Here is a 16,472-nt window from a genome sequence, read left to right as displayed (position 1 = left end):
TCAGCCCGGCAGAACCGGCGCCTTCACCCCCGGCAGGCGGTCGAGGTCGGCCGGGCTGAGGTGGGTGTGCGCCGCCACCAGGGCGTGCGGGGTGAGGGCGAGCCACTGGCGTAGGGAGATGTCGGCGTAACTCGGGCTGCGGAACATCTCCAGGAAGGTCAGCGGCGTCGTGCCGGTGTTCTCGATGTAGTGGCCCATGGCGAAGGGCACGTAGCCGACGTCGCCGGCCTGGTAGTCGAAGGTGCGGGCCTTCGATTCCGAGCCGAACACCGTCATGCGGCCCTGGCCCGCGATGTAGAACTGCCACTCGTCGCCGTTCGGGTGCCAGTGCAGCTCGCGCAGGCCCCCGGGCTCCAGTTCCACCAGGGCGGCCGCGATGGTCTTCGAGGCCTTGAACACCGAGGAATCGGTGATGCGCACGCTGCCGCCCGGCAGGCTCAGGGGCGCCTGGGCCAGCATCCGGTGGCTGAAGGGCTCTGGCACCGGGCCGGCGCCGCCCATCCGGTCGGCGTCCAGGGGGCCGGGCGTCGGCCCGGGGAAGATGTAGAGCTCCTTCTCCGGCACACCCGCGAAGGCGCTCTCCGGCAGGCCGAAGTTCTTGGCCAGGATGTCCCTCGGCGTATGCGCCATCCAGTCCGTCAGGAGGAAGGTGGAATCCTCCGAGAAGCCGCCGTCGTCGAAGACCAGCAGGAACTCGCAGCCGTCGATGCCGTCGGCGGACAGTCCCTGGATCGAATGCGGGATGCCGGAGGGGAAGTACCAGAGGTCGCCCTCTCCGACGTCGTCCGCGAAGGTCCGGCCCTGCGCGTCCACCGCGGTGATCCGGGCCCGGCCCTTCAGCATGTAGGCCCACTCGGCCTCCTTGTGCCAGTGCATCTCCCGGACCACGCCGGCGCCGAGGCGCATGTTCACCCCCGCCATCGCCTTGGAGACGGGCAGTTCGCGGATCGTCGTCTGCCGGGCCCAGCCGCCCTCCTCGAGGCGCATATGGCTGTCGGCGAAGGACCATTTCAAGTTCGGCATGGTGCCGTGGTCGGTCCGGGGCGGGCGCAGGGTGAAGGGGTCCTCGGCCTCCCGCGCCGGGTTGCGGGGGCCGAGGATCGAGGCGCCGTCCTTCCCCCGGATCGGGCTCTGCGCCGTAGGCTGGCCCTGCGCGCCGGCCACGGTGAACAGCGATCCCCCGGCGGCGGTGGCGGCCAGCAGGCTTCGGCGGGACAGGTCCGTCATGGGCGTCGGGTCTCGTGTGGGGTCCTGGGGCGCCGTGGGGCGCCCCGTTTCCTTCCGTCAATCGACCCCCACGGACCGCCGTTCCGTGCCTCACGGCCTCGTGCGAGCGCCCGTCAGGCCGCCGCCGCGACGGGCGGCACCGGGCGCTCGCCCTGTGCCCCCAGGCGCTCCAGAAAGGCGGCGGCGAGGCGTCCGCGCGTCGCCGGGTCCGCGCTGCCCTGGCGCAGGAGCACGCGGTTGTCCTTGCGCACGATATGGGCGTGGGCGGGGACCTGGAGCGGCGGTGCGTTGGGCCGCAGGTCGGCGGCCAGCCCCTGCGGCCCGCCGCTGAGGCGGTGGATGCCCAGCGCCAGGCAGCCGACCCGGAGCCGGGCGAGGGCGATCAGCTCCTCGAAGGCCTCGGGCGGCGGGCCGAAGCGGTCGACCACCTCGCTGCGCAGGGCCTCCACCTCCTCCGGGTTCGCGAGGCGCAGCGTCCGGGTGTAGAGGCTGAGCCGCACCTCCGGCTCGGGCACGTAGTCGGCTGGCACGGCGCCCGAGAGGCCGAGGCGGATCTCCGGGTTCCAGTCCTCGGCGGCCTCGCCCTTGGCGGCGCGCAGCGCCAGGTGCAGCAGGTGCTGGTAGAGTCCGAGGCCGATGAGCTTGACGTGGCCGGCCTGGTTCTCGCCGACGAGGTCGCCCGCCCCGCGCAGGTCCAGGTCCCGGGCGCTGATGGCGAAGCCCGCGCCGAGGCGGTCGAGGGCCTCCAGCGTCCGCAGGCGCTTCTCGGTGGCGGGCGTCAGCGGCCGGTCGGGTCGGCTGAGGAGGTAGACCACGCCGCGGCGCTGGCCGCGCCCGACCCGGCCCCGCAGCTGGTGCAGCTGCGACAGGCCGAAGCGCTCGGCATCCCACACCAGCATGGTGTTGGCGCGCGGCACGTCGAGCCCGCTCTCGATGATGCTGGTGGCCAGCAGCACGTCGCCCTCGCCGTCGGCGAAGCGCACCATCACGTCGTCCATCTCGGCGGCCTTCAATTCGCCGTGGGCCACCATGGTGCGCAGATCCGGGACCAGCTTGGCGAGGCGCGCCGCCATCGGGGCGATGTCCTCGATGCGCGGGCAGACGACGAAGCTCTGGCCCCCGCGCCGGTGCTCGCGCGTGAGGGCGTCGCGCATCGCCTCGTCCTCGAAGGGCGTGATCACGGTGCGGATGGGCTGGCGCACCGAGGGCGGCGTGGCGATGACGCTGAGGCTCTGGAGTCCCACCAGCGCGCTCTGCAGGGTGCGGGGGATCGGGGTCGCGGTGAGCGTGAGCACGTGGCCGTCGCCCGCCGCCTCCCGCAGGCCCTGCTTGATCCGGGCGCCGAAGCGCTGCTCCTCGTCGATGACCATCAGGCCGAGATCGTCGAAAACCACGCCCTTGGCGGCCAGGCAATGCGTGCCGACCACGAGCCGGATCGAGCCGTCCGCGAGACCCGCCTTCACCCGCTTGGCCTCGGCCGGAGACACGAGGCGGGACACGTGGGCGACCTCGACGCCGAAGCGGGCGAAGCGCCGGGTGAAGGTCTGTACGTGCTGGCGCGCCAGCACGGTGGTGGGGGCGACGATCGCCACCTGCTTGCCGGCGAACACGGCGGCCGCGGCGGCGCGCAGGGCCACCTCGGTCTTGCCGAAGCCGACATCGCCGCAGACGAGGCGGTCCATCGGCCGGCCCGAGGCGAGGTCGCCGATCACGCCGGCCACGGCGCTCGCCTGGTCGGCGGTGAGCGCGAAGCCGAAGCCGGCGGCGAAGCGCTCCATCTCGCGCTCCCGCGGCACCAGAACCGGCGCCCGGATCGCCCGGCGCTTCTCGGCATCCGCCAGCATCACACGGGCGGCCCGGGCCATGCAGGCCTCCGCCTCCAGGCGGCGTCGTCCCCAAGATCCTTTCGCCCAGCTTCCGCTTTCGAGCTTGTCGAGGGTCACGGCCTCGACCTCCGAGCCGTAGCGCCAGATCCGGTCGGCCTGCGAGACCGGCACCATCAGGATGCCGTCGCCGGCAAAGCGCAGGCGCAGGGCGTCCTCGCTGCCGCCGTCGCCGGTCCCGACGGGCTCCAGCCCCTCGAACACGCAGAGTCCGTTGTCGCGGTCGACCGCGACGTCGCCGATGCGCAGCTCGACCTCGCCGATGGGCAGGATGGCGCTCGGGCCCCCGGCGGCCACGGTGGCGGCACGGGCGCCGAAGAGGTCGGCGGCGGCGATCACCGCCACGCCCCTGTCCGGCACCCGGAAGCCCGCCTCGATCGGGGCCTCCAGGCAGAGGAGCGCCCCGGGCTTCGCCGAAACGGCGTCGGCCCAGGCCCGGACCGTCCGGACCTTGCGCCCCAGGGCGCGCTCGGCGATGCGCGCGAGCCGGGCCAGCGGCTCGGCGGGCCCCGTGAGGAGGATGCGGTCGCCGGCCTTCAGGCGCTCGCGCAGGGTCTCGGCCAGTGCCGTGTTCGGCCGGGCTTTCCGCACGAAGGCCGGCATGGTGAGGTCGTCGGCGCCGTCCGCGTGGGCCCCGGCGACCCGGCGCGCTCCGAGTTGGGCCGCCCAGTCCTCGGGGCTCAGATAGAGGCTGTCGTCGTCGGCCCCCCCGCGCCGGGAGCGGGCCGCGGCCTCGCGTCCTTCCGCGATCTGCTCGAAGAAGGCCTGCGCCCGCTCCTCCGCCCCGTCCTCGACCACGAGGGCCGCGTCGGGCACCTGATCGAGAACGGTGTCGAGGGACGGGTAGTAGCGGGCCAGACCGTGCTCCTGGCCCGTGAAGGGCGCGAGCCGGCTCTCCGAGCCCTCGGGCAGGAGGATCTCGGTGGCGGGGTCGACGACGAGCACGTCGGCATCGGCCAGCGAGCGCTGCGAGACCGGATCGTAGGAGCGGATCGCGGTGACGCGGCCCTCCTCGTACTCGATGCGGCAGGGGCGGTCGGCGGCGGCCGGGAAGACGTCCACGGTCCGGCCCCAGACCGCGACCTCGCCGGGCTCGTCGACCCGGTCGTCGAGGATGTAGCCGAGGCGCTGCAGGAAGGCGGAGACCGCCGCCGGATCGAGGGGGTCGCCGACCCGGACCTCCAGGCGCGCCGCGGCCCAGGTCGCGGCCGGGGGCACCCGCTGGATCAGGGCCGGGGCGGTGGTGAGGATGATGTCGGGCAGGGACGCCGTGTCGGTGAGCCAGCGCAGCACGCCCGTGCGCGCGCCCATCACGCCCCGCGAGGGCGAGGCACGGTCGTAGGGCAGGCAGTCCCATTCCGGGTAGATCGCGACGCTGCGCTCCGGCGACAGCGCCCGCAGGATCTTCGCGATGGCCTCCAGCCGGTGGCTCTCGCGGGCCATGTGGACCAGGGGCTTGCCGGTCCGGGTCAGGTCGAGGAGGGCGACCGCGAGGGCGCCGGTGGGCACGAGCGGCGCGACGGCCTCCGGGGCGGATGCCGGCGCCGGCTCGGGCGCCTGCGCCGAGGTCTTGCGGGAGGTCGGCTTCGACGCCGCCTCGGCGCGGACTGTCTTGACGCGGGGTGCCTCCGAGCCTGGTCCCTCTGCGCCTGGCGCCTTGGCGCGCGGTGCCTTGGAGCGTGGTGCCTTGGCGCGCGATGCCTTGGCGGACGTCTGGGCTTTCGCCTTTGCCGGCCCCTTCGCCGGCCCCTGGGCCGTTGGGGTCGGAGCGGGAGACGACGCGGTCCTGCGTTTTGCCATCTGGGGTGTGCGCTGCCCGGCTTGGAGGAGAGGAACTGGGAAACGCGGCCGGTGCGTCGCGGGCTCCGCGCTTTCGCCCTCCGTCCCCAGTTTGTCGCAGGCCCTGTGGATCACATCTCCGGGTCGGGCGCCGCCTCCAGGCGGCCCTGCGCGATGGCCGCCTGGAAGGCCGCGAAGTCGGCCTCGTTCTGGTCGCCGTAGGCGAAGGCCCAGGTGGCCAGGGCCTCGCGCAGGTCGCATTGTCGGTCGCGGCCGCAATAGCCCGCGATGGCCGCGGCATCCCCGGTGCGGGCATGCGCCCGGGCCAGCAGGGCGCCGTAGGCCCAGGAGAAGTAGATCAGCGGCTGCCCCGTGAGGCCGGCCACGGGAATGTCGCCCTTCATGTTCTTCATCTGGCGCACGTAGAACGGGCGGCCGTCGATGGTGGTCCAGCCGAGCAGCGGATCGCCCACCGCCTGGAGCAGGCGCTGGCCGTAGATCACCCGCTCGCCCTCGTGGTCGCCATAGGCGTCGGGCATGCCGGCGAGGTAGGGGGCGTGGGCCGGCGTCACCGCCTCCTTGACCTGCAGGAAGAGGACGTCCTGGTCGGAATTTCCGCACAGGAGCGCGACGTAGGCCCGGGTGCCGACGCTGCCGACGCCGACGACCCGATGGGCCACGTCGACCACGTGGTAGCGGCTCAGCATGAACCGGCGCTCGCGCGGCAGGGTCTCGGCATAGTGCTCGAGGCCGCCGATCACTGCCTCGCGGGTCTCGGCATCGACGCCGGTGAGGATCGGGGGCTGCTCCTTGAAGCGCCAGCCGCCATCGGTCCGGCGCTCGCCGACCCGGGCGAGCAGGCTCTTGTTGTGCTTCTTGCGGGCCTTCTCCACCGCCTTGGCGATGACCGCCTCGGAATGGGCGTCGATGGTGAGGCCGGCGAAATCGAGCCGGTCGGCCCGGGCTGCCTGATGCCAGACGTCGAGGGGCCCCTGCGGCGCCAGCTCCGTCATGGTGTGCTGGTAGCCCGCCACCGCCGCGAGGGCCGCCTCCCGGCGCTCGGCCTTGCCGACCCCGTCCGTGCGGGCCGCCACCTCGATGCTGGCGACGAGCCGCTTCAGGTCCCATTCCCAAGGGCCGATCGTGACTTCGTCGAAATCGTTGAGGTCGAGGACGATGTCGCGCTGGGGCGTGCCGAACAGGCCGAAATTGGCGAGATGCGCGTCGCCGTTCATCACGACCGCGATGCCGCTGCGCGGGGTGTGGGCGAGGTCCCAGGCCATGACGTGGGCCGCGCCCCGCAGGAAGGCGAAGGGCGAACTCGCCATGCGGGCGACCCGCAGGGGAATGAGGTGTTCCTGGCGCCCGGCATGGGCCGCCTCGATCAGGGAGACCGGGTCCGGCCGGTTGCCGGGCGGTGTCCAGGCCGCGTGGGAGGCGTGCGGCACGACCTCGCGCAGGGCCTTGCCGGCATGGCGGCGCTTGTCCCAGGGCTCGCCCGCCTCGCGCAGGTTGATGCGGGGAATGTCGGCCAGGGGGGCGAGCAGGATGTCCTCGGCCTCCGCCGAAGCGTCTCTACCCTCGCTCGTGCGCGGGCTGACACCCTGCGGACATTCCATGGCCGGTTCCTCGCTCGCGGATCAGTGATGGACAAACCTTGGCCATTTCCGTTCGTTCCCGGGGCGTTACGTCCCAGCGCGACGTTTCATCCAAGCGGTGTGGATCGATGACCAGGATGTGAAAGGGGCGTCGGCGTTCCGGAATTTCGCGGGCCGCGCCGTCGAACATCGCCGCGTGCATCACCTGTCGGATGGCGAAGCAGGGCGACGAATCCATGCATGGAGGCCGGGGTCCGGATTTGAACCGGACGTGCAGATCCTTGCGGGGATCTTGGCTCAACCCTCGCCCACCTGGCCGAGGTCTATGAAGCACGAAGTGCGACTGTCCGCAAGTGGTGTCAGAGGGGCGACTAGACATGGATCGATTTGTGTCTCGCCGGTGATAATGAGCAAGAATTTGTTAACATCTTGTATTTTTCTACACATACAAAACGAAGATGCTCGGATGTCCTTGTTGGGCACGGGTGGCACCTTGGCCAGGCGCGTACGCCGGACCAACGGTGATTGACCCGCGTCGGCAAACGGCGTTCTTGGGCGCGAAGCTCGAGCCAAGCCATTCCGGAGTGCCTGAACGATGCCCGCAACGTCCGTGCCGACGACGCCCTACGACGACCAGAAGCCGGGCACGTCCGGCCTGCGCAAGAAGGTGCCGGTGTTCCAGCAGGCGCGCTACGTCGAGAACTTCGTCCAGGCGATCATCGACTGCATCCCCGACCGGGCCGGCACGACCCTGGTGCTCGGCGGCGACGGCCGCTTCCTGAACCGCGAGGTCGTGCAGACCACGCTCAAGATCGCCGCCGCCAACGGCTTCGCCCGGGTGCTGGTGGGGCAGGGCGGCCTGCTCTCGACCCCGGCGGCCTCCTGCGTCATCCGCAAGCACGGCGCCATCGGCGGCATCATCCTGTCGGCGAGCCACAACCCGGGCGGGCCGGACGGCGATTTCGGCATCAAGTTCAACACCGCCAACGGCGGCCCGGCGCCCGAGACCGTCACGGCGGCGATCTACGCGCGCACGAAGGCGCTGACCGAATACCGCATCGTCGAGGGGCCCGACCTCGACCTCGACACGATCGGCGAGACCCGGATCGGCGACATGACCGTCGCGGTGATCGATCCCGTGGCGGACTACCTCGCGCTGATGCGCGACCTCATCGATTTCGACGCGATCACGCGCCTGTTCGGAAGCGGCTTCCGCATGCGCTTCGACGCCATGAGCGCGGTCACCGGCCCCTACGCCCACGCCATCCTGGAGGGCGTGTTCGGGGCGCAAGCCGGCACCGTCCTCAACGGCACGCCCCGGGAGGATTTCGGCGGGCACCATCCGGACCCGAACCCCGTCCACGCCCACGATCTCTACGAACTGATGCTGAGCGAGGCGGCGCCGAACCTGGGTGCCGCCTCGGACGGCGACGGCGACCGCAACATGATCGTGGCGCCCGGCCTGTTCGTGACCCCGAGCGACAGCCTGGCGATCCTCGCGGCGCATGCCCACCTCGCCCCCGGCTACGCCAAGGGGCTCTCCGGCGTCGCCCGCTCCATGCCGACGAGCCGGGCGCTGGACCGGGTGGCGGCGTCGCTGGGCATCCCCGCCTACGAGACCCCCACCGGCTGGAAGTTCTTCGGCAACCTGCTCGATGCCGGCCTGATCACCCTCTGCGGCGAGGAGAGTGCCGGCACCGGCTCGAACCACGTCCGCGAGAAGGACGGGCTCTGGGCCGTGCTGATCTGGCTCAACATCCTGGCGGTCACGGGCAAGCCCGCTCAAGACGTGGTGCGGGACCACTGGGCCCGCTTCGGGCGCGACTACTACACCCGGCACGATTACGAGGAGATCGACGCGGAGGCCGCCAAGCGCCTGATGGATGGCCTGCGGGCCAAGCTCGCCGGCCTGCCGGGCACCAGGCTCGGCGACCTCACGGTCGCGGCGGCGGACGACTTCCGCTACGTCGATCCCGTCGACGGCTCCGTCACCGAGCAGCAGGGCGTGCGCGTCACCTTCGCGGAGGATGCGCGTGTGGTCTACCGCCTCTCCGGCACCGGCACGGCGGGCGCGACCCTGCGGGTCTATGTCGAGCGCTACGAATCCGCCCCCGACCGGCTCGAACGGCCGGTGGCGGAGGTGCTGGCCCCGGTGGTGGCGGTCGCCAACGATCTGGCCGACATCGCCGCGCTCACGGGCCGGTCCGAGCCGAGCGTGATCACCTGAGACCGCTGCCCCCGGGGCGGGCCGCTCCGGCGGAGCCCGCCCCGGCGCCACGTCCCGTCCCCGAGCGAGGCCTCTCCCCGTGAGCGCAGCAGACCCGACCCTGCCCCTCGTCGTCCTGACCAATCCGATCCACGCCGAGGCGATGGCCCTGCTGGCGCCGCACGCGCGGGTCGTCACCGCGGGGGACACGGCCCCCGACACCCTGCGGGCGCTTGCGGGCGAGGCGGCGGGGCTCATCGTGCGGGCGCAGCTGCCCGACGACATCCTCGACCATGCCCCATACCTGCGCGGCATCGTCCGCCACGGGGTCGGGCTCGATTTCGTGCCCCTGGAGGCAGCCACCGCGCGCGGCATCCCGGTGGCCAACCTGCCCGGCAGCAACACCGGCGCCGTGGCCGAATACGTCTTCGCGGCCCTGTTCCACCTGCGCCGCCGCCTCGGGCACCTCGACGGGACCCTGCGGGGGGCCGGCTGGCTCGCGGCCAAGACCTTCGCCAGCGATCTCGGCGAGATCGGCGGCACCACGATCGGTATCCTCGGCACCGGGGAGATCGGGCGCCGCGTCGCCCGGATCGCGCGGGACGGCTTCGGCATGCGGGTGCTCGGCCATTCCCGCAGCGCCCACCACCGGGGACAGGCGTCCGACGACGGCCTGTTCGAAGCCGTGGATCGCGAGACGCTGTTCGCGGCCAGCGACGCGGTGGTGGTGGCCTGCCCGTTGACGCCGGAGACGCGGGGCCTCGTCGATGCCGGCCTCATCGGCCGGATGCGGCCCGACGCGGTGCTGATCAACGTGGCGCGCGGGCCCATCGTGCAGGCCGAAGCGCTGGCCGCCGCCCTGCGGGCGGGGGCGATCGGGGGCGCGGCGCTGGACGTCTTCGAGGTCCAGCCGCTGCCCGACGACCACCCCTACCGCGCCTGCCCGAACCTGCTGCTGACCCCGCACGTGGCCGGCACCAGCGCCGACAGCCTGCGGGTGATGGGCCTGGGCGCCGCCGAGGAAATGATCCGCATCCTGGCCGGCGAACGACCGCGCAACCTCGTCAACCCGGCCGCCCTGGCGCATCGCTGAGCGCCGGCTCAACGAAGATCCCGAGGAGGACACCATGGCTCTCACCAGCGCGATCAAGGGCGTGATCCCCATCGCCCCGACGCCCTTCCATCCCGACGGCCGGGTCGACGAGACCTCCCTCGACCGGATGTCGGACTTCTTCTCCGGTGCCGGGATCGACGGCCTCACCATCCTGGGCCAGCTCGGCGAGGCGCCCAAGCTCGATCACGCCGAGGCGGTCGCCATCGCCAGGCGGGTCGTCGGGCGCATGGACGTGCCGGTCCTCGTCGGCGTCTCGGCCCCGGGCTTCGCCGCCATGCGCGCCCTCGCCCGCGAGGTCATGGACCTGGGGGCGGCCGGCGTCATGATCGGCCCGCCCAACACCTTGCGCACGGACGACCAGGTGGTGGCCTATTACCGGAACGCCGCCGAGGCGATCGGCCCCGACGTGCCCTTCGTGATTCAGGACTATCCCCTGACCTTCTCGGTGGTGATGACGCCCGCCGTGATCCGCCGGATCGTCACCGAGAACCCGTCCTGCGTCATGCTCAAGCACGAGGACTGGCCGGGGCTCGACAAGATCACGGCGCTGCGCGGCTTCGAAGCCGACGGCTCGATGCGCCACATCGCGATCCTCACGGGCAATGGCGGGCTGTTCCTCGACTTCGAGATGGAGCGCGGCGCGGACGGCGCCAACACCGGCTACGCCTTTCCGGAGATGCTGGTGGACGTGGTGCGCCTGTCGAAGGCGGGCGAGCGCGACGCGGCCCACGACCTCTTCGACGCGCACCTGCCTTACCTCCGCTACGAGCAGCAGCAGGGGCCCCTGGGGCTGGCGGTGCGCAAGTACGTCTTCCAGAAGCGCGGGATCTTCGCCTCGGACGCCCAGCGCAAGCCGGCCGCGAACCTGTCGGCGCAAGGCAAGGCGGAGGTCGACTACCTCCTGTCGCGCATCGCCCGGGTCGATCCCCGCGCCCGGGTCGCGCCCTGAGGGCGGCGGGATCCGATCGATCCCAGGCCCCGCCTCGGCCCAAAAGCCACGCCTCGCCCGAGAAGTCCCGCCACGCCCGAGAGGCTCCGGTACGCCCGCGAAAAGGTCCCTTCATGTCCGATGCCTTCGATCCCCAGCCGGCCGCCGACTTTCTGCTGGCGGCCTATCGCGCGGGGCGGCAACACGCCGAGCTGCCCGAGGCGATCCGCCCGCGCACGATGACGGAGGGCTACGACATCCAGGATCGGCTCTTCGCGGCCCTCGGCGAGACGTGCGCTGGCTGGAAGCTCGCCATCGGCAGCGCCAAGGGCAAGCGCACATCCGGGGTCGGCCGGTCCATCGCGGGCCGCGTGCTGCGGGGCCAGCTCCACGAGCCCGGCGTGGCGCTCCGGATGCCCCATGCGGGGCCGGTGACGATCGAGTTCGAGGTCGCCTACGTCATCGCCCGGGACATCGATCCGGGCGCCCCCGCCGTCGAGGCCGCGCACGTCGTGGCCGAGACCCGCGTGGCGTTCGAGCTCGTGCTGTCGCGCTTCTTCGACCGCCGCGCGGTGGGCTGGCCGAGCTTCGCCGCCGACAATTCCGCCTTCCAGGCCCTGGTGATCGGGCCCGCCCTCGACCCGGCCGACCTGCCGGGCCTCGCCCGCAGCCTCGTGGTGACGGTCGACGGCACGGAGCGGGCCCGCGCGGTGACGGGGGAGGACCTGACCGACCCGCTGGCGGCGCTGGCCGACCTCATGGCGGTCGCCCGCGAGCGCGGCATGACGATCCCAGCCGGTAGCCTGGTTTCCACCGGAACGCTCTCGGTGCCGTTCGACCTCACCGGGCCGGGCACCGTCACGGCGTCGTTTCTGGGTCGCACGCTCGCGTTCACGCTGCTGCCGGTCTGACCGGGAGCGCCCGAGGTCGAGGTGGTTGGAGAGGGCGCAGACACGACCCCCGCCGCGTCCCCTCCCCGTGGGGGGAGGGGACGCGGCAACTCGAAAACGATCAGTCCACCGCCGCGCCGTGCAGCTCGGCGCTGGTGAAGCGCTGCTGCTCGGCCATGACGAGGCCGGCGAGTTCGCGCTTGAGGGCGTTGAACTCGCCCGACGCCGTGTCGCGCGGGCGCGGGATCTCCACGGTGAGGTCGCGCTTGATGCGGCCGGGACGGTAGGTCATCACCAGGATGCGGTCGGCCAGATAGATCGCCTCCTCGATGGAGTGGGTGACGAAGATCACCGTCTTGCGATACTCGGCCCAGATCCGCAGCAGCTCGTCCTGCAGGGTGCGTCGGGTCAGGGCGTCCAGCGCCCCGAAGGGCTCGTCCATCAGCATCACCGGCGGGTCGAGGGCCAGGATGCGCGCGATGGCCACGCGCTGGCGCATGCCGCCGGAGAGGTCCTTCGGATAGCGCTTGCGGAAATCCGACAGGCCCAGCGTCGCCACGATGCGGTCCACCGTCACGGTGGCGTCGGCCCGCGGCACCCCCCGGATGTCGAGGCCGAAGCGGACGTTGTCCTCCACGTTCATCCAGGGGAACAGCGCGTATTCCTGGAAGACCATGCCCCGGTCCGGCCCCGGCTCGGTCACCGGGCGCCCGCCCATGGTGATCCGTCCGGCACTGAGGGGGGTGAAGCCCGCGATGGCGTTGAGCAGGGTGGACTTGCCGCAGCCGGACGGTCCGAGCAGGCAGAGGAACTGCCCCTCCGGCACCGTCGCGGTGATGCCGTCGAGGGCCGGCACGGCGCCGGCGCCCGTCCCGAACACCTTGCTGGCCTGGGCGATCTCGATTTGCGCCGACATGATCAGGCGTCCCGGTTCAGCGTTCAAGGCCGCGATGCCAGCGCAGGAGGTGGTCGTTGAGGCGCGACATCGCCCCGTCGATGATGAGGCCGAGGATGCCGATGGTGAGCATGCCGCCGATGATCTTGTCGGACCACATGTATTCGCGGGCCTCCAGGATGCGGTAGCCGAGCCCGTCCGAGACCGCGATCATCTCGGCGACGATGACCACGATGAAGGCGGTGCCGATGCCGATCCGCATGCCCGCGAGCACGAAGGGGCTCGCCGCCGGCAGGATCACGCGCCGGAACATCGTCCAGGACCCGGCCCCGAGGTTGCGGGCCGCGCGGATGTAGATCGAATCCACCTGCCGCACCCCCGCGATGGTGTTGACCAGGACGGGGAAGAAGGTGCCGAGCGCGATCAGGAACAGCGCGGGCGGGTTGCCCAGCCCGAACCAGACGATGGCCAGCGGGATGTAGGCGATGGGCGGGATCGGCCGCAGGATCTGCAGCAGGGGGTTGAACAGCGCGTAGAGCCGGTCGCTGGTGCCGAGCAGGAGCCCGACCGGCACGGCAAGACCGGCGCCGACGCAGAAGCCCATGAGCACGCGGCCGAGGCTCGCGATGGCGTCGTGCGGCATCTCGCCGGAGAACATCCAGTGCCAGTAGCTCTCGGTGGCCGGGTCGTAGGGCAGGCCGGGCAGGAGGCCCGAATACCACTTCACCGCCACCGCGCTCGGCGGCGGCAGCACGATGGGGGAGAACACCCCCACCCGGCTGAGAATCTCCCACAGGATCAGGAGCGCGATGGGGACGATGGCGCCGCGGAACCGGTTCATCGTGCCACTCAGTTCGTCTTCAGTTCGGCCTTGGCCTTTTCGAGGAGGTCGGTCTTCACCCACTCGGCGTCGGATTTCGGCGGGTTCACCATTTTACCGAGGCCGTACTTCATCATGTAGTCGGTCGTGGTCTGCATGTGCCCGGCGGGCACGTCGTAGGTGTATTTCGCGTTGGCCATGCCGTCGCGAAAGTCCTGGCTCGAGAGCTGGCCCTTGAACACGCTCTCGCGGACGTACTTCTCGGCCAACGCCGGGTCGTCGATGAAGGCCTTGGTGGCGGCCACGAACAGCTTGAGCACCCGGGCGGCGACCTCGGGCCGTTCATTGTACATCTTCTCGGTCATCACCAGCGGGCGCACCGGCACGCCGATGGGGGTGTCGTAGGGCTTGACCACCTCGGTCGCGTAGCCGGCGCTGATCGCCTGCGTCGATTGCGGCTCGCTCTGGCAGATCACGTCGACGTATTTCTGCGCCAGCGCCTGGTTCAGGTCGGCGTAGTTGTTGAAGTAGATCAGCTGCACGTCCTTGCCGGGCCGCTCCGACCAGGTCATCCCGTACTTGTCGAGTTCGGCCAGCAGCATCAGGTCCTGGGTGCCGCCGCGCACGGTGGCCACTTTCAGGCCCTTCACGTCCTTCAGGGTCTTGATCGTGTCGAGGTCGGGCCGACGCAGGATGCGTACGCCGCCATTGGCGAAGCCCGCCACCACGTAGAGCTTGACGCCGTTGCCCCGCGCCGCCACCGCGCCGTCGGCGCCCGAGGCCGAGATGTCGATCTGGTCCACCGCCATGGCGGGGTAGATGTCGGCGCCCTTGGCGAACTGCTTCTCGTCGATCTTGAGGCCGAACTTCGGGGCGATCTCCTTCATGTAGGAGATGGCGCCGTAATGGGCGAATTTCAGGTTGCCGAGGCGCACCACGTCGTCGGCCCGGGCGGTGCCGAGGGCCCCCAGGGTCGCCAGAACGAACAGGGCAGCGCGCGTGGTGGCGTGGCGCGTGAACATCGTTGTCCTCCGGTCGCGGGTCGTGTCGCCCACTTCGTCCGCCGCGAAAACGGTCGGTACGGGGTTGAATAAGCGTATTCTGAGTTCGAAAGTAAACCCGCCGGGGAGAGAGTTTTGACAGCCATTGAAACGGATGAAATCCAACGGGTCGCCGTGCTGGGCTGTGGAACCCTGGGCGCGAGCTGGGCCGCCCTGTTCCTCGCCCACGGGCTCGACGTGGCAGCCTACGATCCGGCACCCGGCTTCGAGGCGCGCACCGCCGCGGCGGTGGAGGCGGCACGCGCGCAACTCGCCGAACTCGGCCTGAGAGGGGCAGGCACGCTCCGGTTCCACGCAAAGCTGGCGGACGCGCTCGCCGGTGCGGATTTCGTCCAGGAGAACGCGCCGGAAAACGAGGCGGTCAAGCGCGCGCTGCTGGCCGAGGCCGACCGCCTGCTGCCGCCCGCGATCCTCATCGCGTCGAGCACGTCGGCCATGCTGCGCAGCGCCATCGTGGCGGATTGCGCCCGGCCCGAGCGGGTGCTGGTCGCCCACCCGTTCCACCCGCCCCACCTCGTGCCCCTGGTCGAGATCGTGGCCGCCACCCCCGAGGTCGCGGCGCGGGCCGGCGCCTTCTACGCGCGCCTGGGGCGCCGGCCCGTGGTGCTCAACCGGGAGATGCCCGGTCACATCGCCAACCGCCTCGCCTCCGCCCTCTATCGGGAGGCCGTGAACCTCGTGGCGGAAGGGGTGGCGAGCGTCGCCGACATCGACGCGGCGCTCTGCAACGGTCCCGGCCTGCGCTGGGCGGCGATGGGCCCGCACATGACCTACCATCTCGGCGGCGGGGCGGGCGGCATCCGGCACTATCTCGACCATCTCGGCCCGAGCCAAGTGCGGCGCTGGGCGAGCCTCGGCAATCCGGACCTGACGGAGGACGTCAAGGACCGGATCGTCGCCGGGATCGCGGACGAGGCCGGCGGGCGCTCGGTCGAGGCGCTCGCGGCCCGGCGCGACGCGGCCCTCATCGCCATCCTGGGCGCCCGCATCGAGGTCGCGGGCGAGGCCCCGAACCGATCGTGATCCCGACCCGCCGGAACAGCCGCCGGCCCCGGTCTCTTGTCCTCGCATCGAGATTCAGGAGACCGGCTCACCATGAAGCTGCAGGGTAAGTGCGCACTCGTCACCGGCGCGGATTCCGGCATCGGGCAAGCGACGGCCGAACTCTTCGCCCGCGAGGGCGCGGACGTGGCCGTCACCTACAACACCGACGCGGAGGGCGCGCGCGAGACCGCGCGCCGGGTCGAGGCGGCGGGCCGGCGCTGCCTCGTGATCCAGAACGACGTCGGCGACCCGGCCTCGGTGGAGGCGACCTTCGCGCGGGTCGCGGCGGAGCTCGGCGTCCTCGACATCCTGGTCAACAATGCCGGCCAGGCCATGAGCGGCATGCCGGTGGCCGAGATGGACGACGGCAAGCTGGAGCAGATCCTGCGCGTCAACCTGATGGCGCCGGTGTTCTGCGCCCGCGCCTTCATCAAGGTCCGGCGCGCGCAGGGCGGGCGCGGCAAGATCGTGATCGTCTCCTCGGTGGCCCAGCACCTGCCGACGCCCGAGAGCGCGCCCTACGGCATGTCGAAGGCCGGCGTCGGCTCCCTCTGCCGCAGCCTCGCGCGGGAGCTCGCCGAGGATAAGATCAACGTCAACAACGTGGCGCCCGGCCTGATCGAGACGCCGATGACGAGCGACCGCTTCGAGAACCCGGACAAGCTCGCCCAGTCCCTGGAGCGCATCCCCTGGCACCGGGCCGGCCAGCCGGACGAGATCGCGAAAGCGATCCTCTACCTTTCCTCGGACGAGGCCGATTACGTCACCGGCCACACCCTGGTGGTGGATGGCGGCCTGACCATGCAGTGGGGCGGCGCCTGACGCCTATCCTAGCGCGGGTTCTGCCAGGTCGTGCCCGGGGCGGCCGGCTTGGGTACGACAGGCACTGAGGCCGGCGCGGGCTTGGTGGCCGCCGGTGCCGCCGGCAGGCTGCCCGTGGCGGCCGGAGCCGCCCGGATCGGGAGAGCCGGCTCCTGCGCGACGCGCAGCTTGCGGGCCGGCGCGGGCGATGCCCGGCGGACGGCGC

12 protein-coding genes, 1 tRNA gene and 1 pseudogene are annotated in these 16,472 nt (G+C 71.6%); 6 read left to right on the top strand and 8 right to left on the bottom strand.

Going from position 1 to position 16,472, the window contains the following annotated elements; translation table 11 throughout:
• The 4 genes from K2X24_RS03205 to K2X24_RS03190 all read right to left on the bottom strand — a co-directional run bounded on the left by K2X24_RS03205 (window position 1) and on the right by K2X24_RS03190 (window position 6,805).
• Window positions 1-1,227, bottom strand: a complete 1,227-nt coding sequence (locus K2X24_RS03205; protein WP_292494579.1) for an oxalate decarboxylase family bicupin — start codon at window positions 1,225-1,227, stop codon at window positions 1-3.
• A 113-nt stretch (window positions 1,228-1,340) separates the two neighbouring features.
• Window positions 1,341-4,619 (bottom strand): helicase-related protein, encoded by a 3,279-nt coding sequence (locus K2X24_RS03200; protein WP_292494577.1) that lies wholly within the window; start codon window positions 4,617-4,619, stop codon window positions 1,341-1,343.
• A gap of 401 nt (window positions 4,620-5,020) precedes the next feature.
• Window positions 5,021-6,508, bottom strand: a complete 1,488-nt coding sequence (locus tag K2X24_RS03195) for a DUF2252 domain-containing protein (RefSeq protein WP_292494575.1) — start codon at window positions 6,506-6,508, stop codon at window positions 5,021-5,023.
• 220 nt (window positions 6,509-6,728) lie between these two features.
• Window positions 6,729-6,805, bottom strand: a tRNA-Ala gene (locus K2X24_RS03190).
• A 277-nt stretch (window positions 6,806-7,082) separates the two neighbouring features.
• Between K2X24_RS03190 and K2X24_RS03185 the strand changes: the two genes are divergently transcribed.
• From K2X24_RS03185 to K2X24_RS03170, 4 genes are all read left to right on the top strand, one after another.
• Window positions 7,083-8,714, top strand: coding sequence for an alpha-D-glucose phosphate-specific phosphoglucomutase (locus K2X24_RS03185; RefSeq protein ID WP_292494573.1), 1,632 nt, complete (start codon window positions 7,083-7,085; stop codon window positions 8,712-8,714).
• A gap of 79 nt (window positions 8,715-8,793) precedes the next feature.
• On the top strand, window positions 8,794-9,786 hold the full coding sequence (locus K2X24_RS03180; RefSeq protein WP_292494571.1) for an NAD(P)-dependent oxidoreductase: 993 nt from the start codon (window positions 8,794-8,796) through the stop codon (window positions 9,784-9,786).
• 34 nt (window positions 9,787-9,820) lie between these two features.
• Window positions 9,821-10,756 (top strand): dihydrodipicolinate synthase family protein, encoded by a 936-nt coding sequence (locus K2X24_RS03175; protein WP_292494570.1) that lies wholly within the window; start codon window positions 9,821-9,823, stop codon window positions 10,754-10,756.
• Between the two features lie 113 nt (window positions 10,757-10,869).
• Window positions 10,870-11,646, top strand: coding sequence for a fumarylacetoacetate hydrolase family protein (locus K2X24_RS03170; RefSeq protein ID WP_292494568.1), 777 nt, complete (start codon window positions 10,870-10,872; stop codon window positions 11,644-11,646).
• Between the two features lie 100 nt (window positions 11,647-11,746).
• Here K2X24_RS03170 and K2X24_RS03165 read toward each other — a convergent pair whose 3' ends face one another.
• The 3 genes from K2X24_RS03165 to K2X24_RS03155 are packed head-to-tail and all read right to left on the bottom strand — an operon-like array spanning window position 11,747 to window position 14,362.
• Window positions 11,747-12,541, bottom strand: coding sequence for an ABC transporter ATP-binding protein (locus K2X24_RS03165; protein ID WP_238275031.1), 795 nt, complete (start codon window positions 12,539-12,541; stop codon window positions 11,747-11,749).
• 16 nt (window positions 12,542-12,557) lie between these two features.
• The gene (locus tag K2X24_RS03160; protein ID WP_238275033.1) at window positions 12,558-13,361 is read right to left on the bottom strand and encodes an ABC transporter permease; all 804 of its coding nucleotides are present in this window, start codon (window positions 13,359-13,361) and stop codon (window positions 12,558-12,560) included.
• A gap of 8 nt (window positions 13,362-13,369) precedes the next feature.
• On the bottom strand, window positions 13,370-14,362 hold the full coding sequence (locus K2X24_RS03155; protein WP_238275043.1) for an ABC transporter substrate-binding protein: 993 nt from the start codon (window positions 14,360-14,362) through the stop codon (window positions 13,370-13,372).
• A gap of 114 nt (window positions 14,363-14,476) precedes the next feature.
• Here K2X24_RS03155 and K2X24_RS03150 point away from each other — a divergent pair, with 114 nt between their 5' ends.
• Both K2X24_RS03150 and K2X24_RS03145 read left to right on the top strand, forming a co-directional pair.
• Window positions 14,477-15,424 carry a 3-hydroxyacyl-CoA dehydrogenase NAD-binding domain-containing protein gene (locus K2X24_RS03150; protein ID WP_292494564.1) on the top strand — a complete coding sequence of 316 codons (948 nt, stop codon included), beginning with the start codon at window positions 14,477-14,479 and terminating at the stop codon, window positions 15,422-15,424.
• Between the two features lie 72 nt (window positions 15,425-15,496).
• On the top strand, window positions 15,497-16,267 hold the full coding sequence (locus K2X24_RS03145; RefSeq protein ID WP_292494562.1) for a glucose 1-dehydrogenase: 771 nt from the start codon (window positions 15,497-15,499) through the stop codon (window positions 16,265-16,267).
• Window positions 16,268-16,275: 8 nt separating this feature from the next.
• On the opposite strand, the pseudogene K2X24_RS03140 reads toward K2X24_RS03145, so the two are convergent.
• Window positions 16,276-16,472 (bottom strand): annotated as a pseudogene (locus tag K2X24_RS03140) (hypothetical protein); the annotation flags it as partial.

It is taken from the genome of Methylobacterium sp. (assembly GCF_019750675.1).
GTDB lineage: Bacteria > Pseudomonadota > Alphaproteobacteria > Rhizobiales > Beijerinckiaceae > Methylobacterium.
The sequence above is the reverse complement of the archived record's forward strand: the minus strand, read 5'-3'. Positions and strand labels throughout refer to the sequence as shown.

What these genes read in the sequence shown, in the direction of transcription:
- K2X24_RS03170 (WP_292494568.1), top strand. Translation starts at nt 10,870, where the DNA reads ATGTCCGATGCCTTCGATCCCCAGCCGGCCGCCGACTTTCTGCTGGCG.
- K2X24_RS03195 (WP_292494575.1), bottom strand. Translation starts at nt 6,508, where the DNA reads ATGGAATGTCCGCAGGGTGTCAGCCCGCGCACGAGCGAGGGTAGAGAC.
- K2X24_RS03185 (WP_292494573.1), top strand. Translation starts at nt 7,083, where the DNA reads ATGCCCGCAACGTCCGTGCCGACGACGCCCTACGACGACCAGAAGCCG.
- K2X24_RS03165 (WP_238275031.1), bottom strand. Translation starts at nt 12,541, where the DNA reads ATGTCGGCGCAAATCGAGATCGCCCAGGCCAGCAAGGTGTTCGGGACG.
- K2X24_RS03160 (WP_238275033.1), bottom strand. Translation starts at nt 13,361, where the DNA reads ATGAACCGGTTCCGCGGCGCCATCGTCCCCATCGCGCTCCTGATCCTG.
- K2X24_RS03145 (WP_292494562.1), top strand. Translation starts at nt 15,497, where the DNA reads ATGAAGCTGCAGGGTAAGTGCGCACTCGTCACCGGCGCGGATTCCGGC.
- K2X24_RS03155 (WP_238275043.1), bottom strand. Translation starts at nt 14,362, where the DNA reads ATGTTCACGCGCCACGCCACCACGCGCGCTGCCCTGTTCGTTCTGGCG.
- K2X24_RS03205 (WP_292494579.1), bottom strand. Translation starts at nt 1,227, where the DNA reads ATGACGGACCTGTCCCGCCGAAGCCTGCTGGCCGCCACCGCCGCCGGG.
- K2X24_RS03175 (WP_292494570.1), top strand. Translation starts at nt 9,821, where the DNA reads ATGGCTCTCACCAGCGCGATCAAGGGCGTGATCCCCATCGCCCCGACG.